The following is an 8,629-nucleotide window of genomic DNA, read 5'->3' on the forward strand; positions in this document are numbered from 1 at the left end:
CGGCTATCTCCCGAACGTATTCCAGCGCATCACCTTCCCACAGCCGCTTCGCCAGATCCATAGGCGAAACCATAACGAAAAACCGCTACGGTGTCCAGCGGAGATCTGGCGAAGGGTAAGGTCAGGCAGGCAGGTTCAGTGCTCTAATTCCTGCGTTGTAAACAACGTTGAGGAAGAAAGCAATGTCCGACCATCGCTACAAGCCGCTGCCCTGGACGAAGCTCACGCGCGGCGTTCCCTGCTATCTCTCGAAGGTCCTTGCGCAGACGAAGGTAGAAGCAGGCTCGCCCGCGCTCGATGTGATGACCGATTATCGCCTGCAGCCGGCATTGACGATTGCCCCTGGTGCTTCGCTTGAGGAAGCAAACCGCGTGATGGCCTGCGCGCATGCGCAGTTTATCCTCGTCGCGGACGAACAGGCGCAACTGCTCGGAATCGTCACCGAGGCAGGAACGAAGGGGAGCCGTCCGCTGGCGGCCGCGCATCAGTTGGGCCTGCGGCCGACCGAGCTGGTCGTCGCGAACGTCATGATCGACAAGCATGACGACGCTGAAGTGATGCACTTGCGCGACGTAGAGCACGCGCGCGTGGGTAATGTCCTGAGCACACTGAAGGAACTCGGTACACCCTTCTGCCTGGTGGTGGACCACGACGCAGCCGACAACCACGTGCTTTGTGGCGTTTTCTCGCTGCACCAGATCGAACGTCAGATGGGAATTGAACCTCAACCCGAGGAGATTGCCCAGACTTTCTCGCAGGTGGTCAGTTCGCTTGGCCACTGAAAGACAGTTGCCCAAGACCCCACTGGCAGCCGGCAAACGGCACCCGCATTAAGGATCGCTTAAGGAAATCTGGCGACGATCACCGCATGGCACAACATTCTGAAATATCGTTCGACGATCCCGGTCGACATGCAATGGCCCAGCGCTGTACCTGGATCAGCGTCGTGGTCAACGTCTTTCTCACGGCAGCCCAGGTCGTTGCGGGCATCATTGCGCATTCACAGGGCCTGATTGCCGACGGATTGCACTCACTGTCCGACCTCGTCTGTGACTTCCTGGTCCTTTTTGCCGCACATCACAGCAAGGATCCGGCCGACGACAGCCATCCGTACGGGCACGCCAGAATCGAGACGGCTGCCTCGTTCGCGCTTGGTGCCATCCTTGCGGCTACTGGCGCTGGCATCATCTGGAGCGCTGGCGTGAAGCTGCAGGATCTGGGCAATCTCCCGCCGGTAGCCCCACTCGCGTTGTGGACGGCGGTTATCGCCCTCATCGCCAAGGAAGGCTTGTTCCGCTACATGCTGCATGTCGGCGAGCGGCTGCGCTCGCCGATGCTCGTCGCCAATGCCTGGCACGCGCGCTCGGACGCCGCTTCCTCACTCGTTGTCGCGGTCGGCATCGTCGGCAACCTGATGGGCTTCGCGTTCGCCGACTCGGTAGCCGCGGTCATCGTCGGCTTCATGATCGTGCGCATGGGCGTCGTCTTTTCCTGGGATGCCCTGCAGGAGCTGATCGACACCGGGCTGTCGGCGGAAGAGGTCGACAGTATTCGGCAGGTCATCATCGATACCCCGGGAGTGAGCAGCCTGCATGAACTGCGAACGCGGCGCATGGCGCATCGCTCGCTGGTTGATGCGCATGTGTGCGTCGATCCGCGAGTCAGCGTCTCCGAAGGACACCGCGTGGCCGAAATGACCCGCAAACGGGTGCTCGACACGCATGCCTCGGTTTCCGATGTTCTCGTTCACGTGGACGTGGAAAACGATCTCGATCATGACCTGAATAGTCACAACCTGCCCGATCGCAACGCCTTGATGCAGCAGCTGACGCCAATTCTTGCCGGGCTCCCGGAAGCGCGGCGGGTGGTACTGCATTACCTCAACGGACGGGTCGAAGTCGAGATCTTCCTGCCCGTCGATGTGCTCGCCGACCTGTCGGCGGTGAACCGGGCTGAGCGCGAAATCGCCACCCGCCTGAAGGATCAGCCGCTCGTCAGTGCGCTGTCAATCAATTACCAGCAGAGCGTCTTTCCACTGGGTAGCGCCTGAGACTTGTTGCAAGAAACCGGCGTCGGCCGCCCGTCCGCGAGCTGGGGTGGGCGTACGCGTAAGCAAGCATTGCGCTTGCCTTAGATGAGCCCGAGCCAGGCGCAATCCCCGGCAAATCGGCAAATCGGCCGTTGCGGCGAGGCCGGGCCTCGCCGCACTGATGGTGCCTACTTGCCGGCAGCCTCGCGCTTCCTGCGTGATGTCGGCATCAAGCTTGCCTCACCGTCGATGACGACCTTGTCGCCGACGGTGCACACGGTATCGAGCACGACGCGGCCCTTGTCGGCGATCACCTCCTTGATTGTCACCTTGGCACGAACCGTGTCGCCCGGGCGCACCGGCGCCCGAAAGCGCAAGGACTGACTCAGGTAAATGCAACCGGGTCCAGGCAATCGATTGCCAAGAACGGATGAAATCAGGCTCGCGGTCAACATGCCGTGCGCAATGCGTCCGCCAAACATCGTCGTACGGCCAAACTCTTCGTCCATATGCACTGCGTTCACGTCGGTGGAGACGCCGGCAAAAAGGACGAGGTCCGCATCCGTGATCGTCTTGGCGATTTCCGCGCTCATGCCAACGGACAGATCTTCGACATCGTAACCGTTTTGTGGATTCATACAGTTCCTTTCTGGTGATCATCAGCGCGGCGGTCGCCGCGCTCAGGGAATGCGACGCCCCGACTGCCGGCGCCACTCGTTTGTCCGGAGACTCCTGAATACCGAGAAGTTGGCCTGTCGCGCGGACAACCGCGGACAGCAATTCCAACCCAACGAGCACAAGTATAGTTGGAATCTCAGCCCCAGTGCCAGCCTTTTGGCGCCGCCGCCCAGCGGCCTCCGGGCGTCAACGACCCCGCTCGAAAGTCCACGAACAACTTGCGGAGAAGTTCGCTCAGGCGCTAGAATTTCTCTGCTCGATTCCGGTTTCACAACATTGGTTCGCTGTGCTCTGTAACGAGGAACAAAGACTGATGAGCGAAGCAAAGAAGGGCCAGTTCCTCACCCTCGACCAGGCCACGAGGGCCGGCATCGACACATCCCCAAGGCAGCAGACAGGCTCGCGCCCATCTTTCCCTGGCGCTTGTCCAACCCCCTGCCATCGGCTTCAGGCAAAGCGTGCGGCGCTCGACCGCGCCCCGCCTGAGTGTCGACCGTCCGCTCGGCAAGGCCAGGCAAGCCGGGTGCGTCGGCTGCCACAAGCTCTCTCCAGAAGACGGCTTGATTCGCCTGCACCGAGTTCGGCAATCCGTCTACCGGACTGCCCGGCGTCGCTGTCGGCGAGCAGTGCGACCTGTAACCTGTCGCAGACTCTCGACTAAGGCGCACGCTTCCCGTCCACCACCGGTTCTCTGGCCAAGCCATGTCCGCCTCCATCTTCCCTCCCGACGCCAGTTGTGTCTCTGCCCGCCCGCGCAGGCGGGTCGGTCGGCAGGCGAGGTGGTGGCACGACAGGTTCGACGAATTTCTCCGGAATCCTGGCCAGCATCGCCCAGGAAACGATTCCTTGTTGATCTCAATTGTTATGGAGGCACCACATGAGGCTCACCCTGACCCCTGAGGAACTGACCGTCTACTACGCTCAACTGCACGATTCCAATTCCGCTTTCAAATGTCACTACCCGGCCGACTCTTTCGAGCGGCAGCCGGTGCATACGGTCTACGGGGGCGCCAACCTGTTCAAGGCGGGTTTCGCCGGCAAGCTGGGTGAGGTTGCCCTCAAGACGCTCGACACCTACGCCCCGAACTACCTGGTCTTCGCTCGCGTTCTCGGCTTGCCGGGCGCCGACACGCTGCCAACCACGCCGATCGAACAGGCTAGCCTGACCCGCGCCCTGGAGAAGGATCCCGAGCAGGTGCGCGAAGTGAAGCCGGCCGCCTGGTTGGCATATACGGTTTACAACCGCGTGCTGAAAAAGCTGAAAAGCGAACCGATCGAAGACAACCGGATCGATTTCGAGGACGGCTACGGCAACCGTCCCGACGACGAGGAGGATGGACACGCCGTCGCTGCCGCAGATGAAGTCGCCAAAGGCATGCGTGACAACATCCTCTCGCCGTTCATCGGCATCCGTATCAAAACGTTTTCCGACGAATGCAAGGTGCGCGCGATCCGCACGCTGGACATCTTCCTTTCGCGCCTGGCCGAACAGACCGGCGGCCAACTGCCGGCCAACTTCATCGTTACCTTGCCCAAAGTGACGACGCCGACACAGGTTGCCACCTGCGCGACGATTCTCGAAAACCTGGAAACAAAGCTGGGTTTTGCGAAAGACTCGCTGCGCATGGAAATCATGATCGAGACAACCCAGTCGATCATCAATCACAAAGGCGAGAACACCGTTCCCCTGCTCGTCGCAGCCGCTGGCGGCCGCTGTCGTTCGGCGATCTTCGGCACCTACGACTACACAGCTTCGTGCAACATCACGGCCACCCACCAGAGTCATACGCACCCGGCGTGCGATTTTGCGCGCCATGTGCTGCAGGTCAGCCTGGCCGGCACCGGCATCACGATCAGCGACGGGGCGACGACCAGCATGCCGATCGGCCCGCACAAAGCGGGCAAGGATTGCGCCCTGAGCCCGCAGCAGATGGACGAGAACCGTGCCGTCGTGCATGGTGCATGGAAGCTGCACTACGACAATATCATGCACTCGATGCGGCACGCGTACTACCAGGGCTGGGACCTCAACCCAGGGCAGTTGCCGGTGCGCTATGCGGCGGTCGACACCTTCTTCCTGAGCGGACTGCAGGATGCTTCGGCGCGTCTGAACGCCTTCCTCAACAAGGCGGCGCAGGCGACGCTGGTTGGCAACACGTTTGACGACGCGGCAACCGGCCAAGGCCTGCTCAATTTCTTCCTGCGCGGAATGGCCTGTGGCGCGATCACCGAACAGGAAGTCCTGGCCACCGGAATCACCCTCGACGAATTGCGCTCGCGCTCGTTTGTCCGCATCGTCAATAACCGCACCCGGAAATAGCCGTCGACCCGGCGGCATGAGAGGAATCAACCATGACTGAGGTCAATAGCAGGATGCAGGAGGCGGTGCGCCACCTCGCCGCAGCCGACGCGCTGGTACGCAGCTCACTCGCCTGGATAAAACAGCAGTGCGCCGGCAGCAAGGGCGTGTCGAACGACAAGCTGGACGAGCACCAGGTGGCCAGCTTCGACCTGGCCTGGTGCGCCGCCGAGTCGACCGGCGCACGTTTCGCCGCAGAGTATGCCAGCAAGTTTGCCGCGAGCACTTCGTCGGCGGCCGGCGCTTGTCTGGAAGAGCGCATGGCACTGATTTTCTGTGCCGAGGCTTTGCAGAACATCAGCAATCGTCTGTCCGCCCGACCACAGAGCTTCGGTCTGAGCGACGCCGACCTGACCAGCTTGACGACACCCGAACTGCGGCGTTTCTGCCAGAGCCAGCTGGCCGCCGACAACCTGGAAGCGCTCGGCCGCGAAGTCATCGCGCTCAATGGCGCGAGCGGCGCGTATATGTTGAGCGACGACGCGACGATGATGCAGGATTCATTCCGCAAGCTGGCGACCAACGTCGTGATGCCGCTGGCCGAGGAGATCCACCGCGAGGACCGGATCATTCCGCAGGAGATTCTCGAACCGCTGACCGAGATGGGCTGCTTCGGCCTGTCCATCCCTGAACGCTACGGCGGCATCCAGAGCGACGACCACGAGGATAACATGGGGATGATCGTGGTCACCGAGGAGCTTTCGCGCGGCTCGCTCGGCGGTGCCGGCAGCCTGATCACGCGCCCTGAAATCCTCAGCCGTGCCCTGCTGAAAGGCGGCACCGAGGAGCAGCGGCAGAAATGGCTGCCGCAGGTGGCGATGGGCGATCCCTTGTGCGCGATTGCCGTCACCGAGCCGGATACCGGCTCCGATGTCGCCGCGATGCGGCTCAAGGCGAGCAAGTGCGCCGGCGGCTGGATTCTCGACGGCGTCAAGACGTGGTGCACGATGGCCGGCAAGGCTGGCGTCCTGCTCGTCCTGGCGCGCTCCAATCCCGATCGCTCGCTCGGCCACAAGGGACTAAGCATGTTCCTGGTCGAGAAGGATTCCTATGACGGACACGACTTCGAGTATCGTCAGGCCGAGGGCGGCGTGCTCAGCGGCCGGGCGATTGCCACGATCGGTTATCGCGGCATGCATTCCTACGAGGTCTTCTTCGATCATGTCTTCGTTCCCGATGAAAATCTGGTCGGCGGTCCGGAAGGCGAAGGCAAGGGCTTCTATTTCACCATGGCGGGGTTTGCCGGCGGCCGTATCCAGACGGCGGCGCGCGCGATCGGCGTCATGCAGGCGGCGTTTGAACGGGCCGTTTCCTACGCCCAGGAACGGCAGGCCTTCGGCAAGCCGATCGGTGACTTTCAGCTCACCCGCGCCAAACTGGCTCGCATGGCCACGCTGCTCACCGTTTCGCGCCAATTCACCTACGCCGTTGGCCGCTTGATGGATCAGGGACAAGGACAGATGGAAGCCAGCATGGTCAAGCTGTTCACCTGTCGGACGGCCGAGTGGCTGACGCGCGAGGCGATGCAGATTCACGGCGGCATGGGCTACGCCGAAGAGTCGCCGGTCAGCCGCTACTTCCTCGATGCGCGCGTGCTGTCGATCTTCGAAGGCGCTGAGGAGACGCTGGCGCTGAAGGTCATCGCGCGCGCGCTGATCGATGCCGTCTAGATCGGGCGCTCAGGCGCCGGAACGATCAACAGGAGAGTCTCATGTCGCAGCCAATTCGCTTCGCAGCACAGGCCGAGCTCGCCCAAGCGGTCAGGGTGGACCTTGAACGCGTCCGCCATCCGCACTACGGCCGCTATCTGGAGGAGTTCGCGCCCGGGCAGGTCTTCGTGCACCCACGCGGCTTCACCTTCTTCCGGGCGCAGATGGAGAGTTTTGCCCGCACCTACATGCAATGCAATCCGCTTTACCTCAACGAGGAATTCGCCCGGGCAAACGGCTTCGCCGGACTGCCCGCCTCGCCGCAGATGGTCTTCAACGTCGTTCTTTCGCTGGGTGTGCAGAATGACTCCGAAAAGGCGATGGCCAACCTCGGCTACTACGATGCGCAGTACTTGCGACCGGTTTACGCGACGGACACGATTCGCTCGCTGACCAAGGTCATCGAGCGCAAGGAGCGCGGTGCCGGACAACCGGGAATCGTGACGATCAGGACGCTCGGCATCAACCAGAACGATCAGGTCGTGCTGCAGTACCAAAGGAAGATCATGGTCGCCGCGCAGGGGGACCGTCCGTCGACCACCCCCTTGCCTGAGTCGGCCGACGGCCGACCGCCGGACTTTCCCTGGGTTGCGGACGGCGAGGCGCACCTGCCCCGGTTTGCGGCGAAGGGCGTGGCCGGGCTGACCGGTCCACGGTCGTACTTCGAGGACTTTCCGGTCGGCGAGATCATCGTCCATGCCAACGGCCGGACGGTCACCGATGAGCACCTGCCGCTCACTTACGCCGTCGGCAACACGCACCCGCTGCATTTCGACCAGGTCTTCAGCGCCGGCTTGTCGGGCAAGATGAGCGGCAAACCGATCGTCTACGGCGGCCTCGTCTTCGCCTGGCTGGAGGGCCTGGCGAGCCGCGACGTCAGCGAAAACAGCGTGTGGGAGCTCGGTTTCACCGAGGGCTATCACACCCAGCCGACGGTCGCCGGCGACACCGTAGCAGCGCTCTCGCGCGTGCTGGCAGCCGAAGATGCTCCCGGCGAACTGGGTGGCGCTTTCGGCATCGTGACCTTCCAGCTCATCGGCGTCAAGAACGTCAGCGCTGCCAGCGCTCTCGCCCGACATGGCGCAGATCTGTTCATCAAGGAGAACGACAAGAAGGCGCTGGGCAAGGAAAAGATTGACGAGAAAATATTTGAGATCGAGAGACGGCTCTTGATCAGAAAGAGGAAATAGTCATGGTCGCCACCCGGAACAATCGGGATCAGCCCTGGCTGATGCGGACCTACAGCGGTCACAGCTCAGCCCGAGCGTCCAACGCGCTCTATCGAACCAATCTGGCGAAAGGCCAGACGGGCCTGTCGGTCGCCTTCGACCTGCCCACGCAGACCGGCTACGACGCCGACAGTCCGCTCGCCCGCGGTGAGGTGGGCAAGGTCGGAGTACCCATCTCGCATATCGAGGACATGAGTCAGTTGTTCGACCAGATCCCGCTCGATCGGATGAACACCTCGATGACGATCAATGCCACTGCCGCCTGGCTGCTGGCGCTATATGTCGGCCTGGCGCAAAGCCGGGGGATCGATCCGAAAACACTGAGCGGGACGACGCAAAACGACATCATCAAGGAATATCTCTCACGCGGCACGTACATTTTTCCGCCTGCACCCTCGATGCGCCTGATCGCCGACACCATCAACTACACGGTCAAGCACGTGCCGAAGTGGAATCCCACCAACATCTGCAGCTACCACCTGCAGGAGGCTGGGGCAACGCCGGTCCAGGAACTTGCCTACGCGCTGTGTACCGGAATGGCCGTCCTCGACCGGGTCAGGGCTTCCGGCGAGATCCCGGCGGAGGAGTTTCCCCAGGTGGTCGAACGAATCTCGTTCTTCGTCAA

General features: G+C 62.2%; 7 protein-coding genes. 6 read left to right on the plus strand and 1 reads right to left on the minus strand.

The features are described from left to right. Positions 1-182: 182 nt before the first annotated feature. The gene (locus Q1L59_RS00270) at positions 183-782 is read left to right on the plus strand and encodes a CBS domain-containing protein (RefSeq protein WP_300327298.1); all 600 of its coding nucleotides are present in this window, start codon (positions 183-185) and stop codon (positions 780-782) included. An 86-nt stretch (positions 783-868) separates the two neighbouring features. Next, positions 869-2,050, plus strand: a complete 1,182-nt coding sequence (locus tag Q1L59_RS00275; RefSeq protein ID WP_300327299.1) for a cation diffusion facilitator family transporter — start codon at positions 869-871, stop codon at positions 2,048-2,050. Between the two features lie 167 nt (positions 2,051-2,217). Here Q1L59_RS00275 and Q1L59_RS00280 read toward each other — a convergent pair whose 3' ends face one another. Next, complete coding sequence (locus Q1L59_RS00280; RefSeq protein WP_300327300.1) at positions 2,218-2,667, minus strand: MaoC family dehydratase; 450 nt, start codon at positions 2,665-2,667, stop codon at positions 2,218-2,220. Between the two features lie 917 nt (positions 2,668-3,584). On the opposite strand from Q1L59_RS00280, the gene Q1L59_RS00285 reads away from it, so the two are divergent. The 4 genes from Q1L59_RS00285 to Q1L59_RS00300 form a co-directional block, all read left to right on the plus strand. Continuing rightward, positions 3,585-5,027, plus strand: a complete 1,443-nt coding sequence (locus Q1L59_RS00285; protein ID WP_300327301.1) for an aldolase/citrate lyase family protein — start codon at positions 3,585-3,587, stop codon at positions 5,025-5,027. 32 nt (positions 5,028-5,059) lie between these two features. Next, positions 5,060-6,736, plus strand: a complete 1,677-nt coding sequence (locus Q1L59_RS00290; protein WP_300327302.1) for an acyl-CoA dehydrogenase family protein — start codon at positions 5,060-5,062, stop codon at positions 6,734-6,736. 41 nt (positions 6,737-6,777) lie between these two features. Then, complete coding sequence (locus Q1L59_RS00295; protein WP_300327303.1) at positions 6,778-7,965, plus strand: MaoC family dehydratase; 1,188 nt, start codon at positions 6,778-6,780, stop codon at positions 7,963-7,965. 2 nt (positions 7,966-7,967) lie between these two features. Continuing rightward, positions 7,968-8,629, plus strand: a 662-nt coding sequence (locus Q1L59_RS00300) for a methylmalonyl-CoA mutase family protein (protein ID WP_300327304.1), incomplete at its 3' end; no start/stop codon positions are given.

Origin of the sequence: Accumulibacter sp., assembly GCF_029255125.1 — a bacterium.
In the GTDB taxonomy this organism is placed as follows: Bacteria; Pseudomonadota; Gammaproteobacteria; order Burkholderiales; family Rhodocyclaceae; genus Accumulibacter.

What these genes read in the sequence shown, in the direction of transcription:
- Q1L59_RS00270 (WP_300327298.1), top strand. Translation starts at nt 183, where the DNA reads ATGTCCGACCATCGCTACAAGCCGCTGCCCTGGACGAAGCTCACGCGC.
- Q1L59_RS00275 (WP_300327299.1), top strand. Translation starts at nt 869, where the DNA reads ATGGCACAACATTCTGAAATATCGTTCGACGATCCCGGTCGACATGCA.
- Q1L59_RS00280 (WP_300327300.1), bottom strand. Translation starts at nt 2,667, where the DNA reads ATGAATCCACAAAACGGTTACGATGTCGAAGATCTGTCCGTTGGCATG.
- Q1L59_RS00285 (WP_300327301.1), top strand. Translation starts at nt 3,585, where the DNA reads ATGAGGCTCACCCTGACCCCTGAGGAACTGACCGTCTACTACGCTCAA.
- Q1L59_RS00290 (WP_300327302.1), top strand. Translation starts at nt 5,060, where the DNA reads ATGACTGAGGTCAATAGCAGGATGCAGGAGGCGGTGCGCCACCTCGCC.
- Q1L59_RS00295 (WP_300327303.1), top strand. Translation starts at nt 6,778, where the DNA reads ATGTCGCAGCCAATTCGCTTCGCAGCACAGGCCGAGCTCGCCCAAGCG.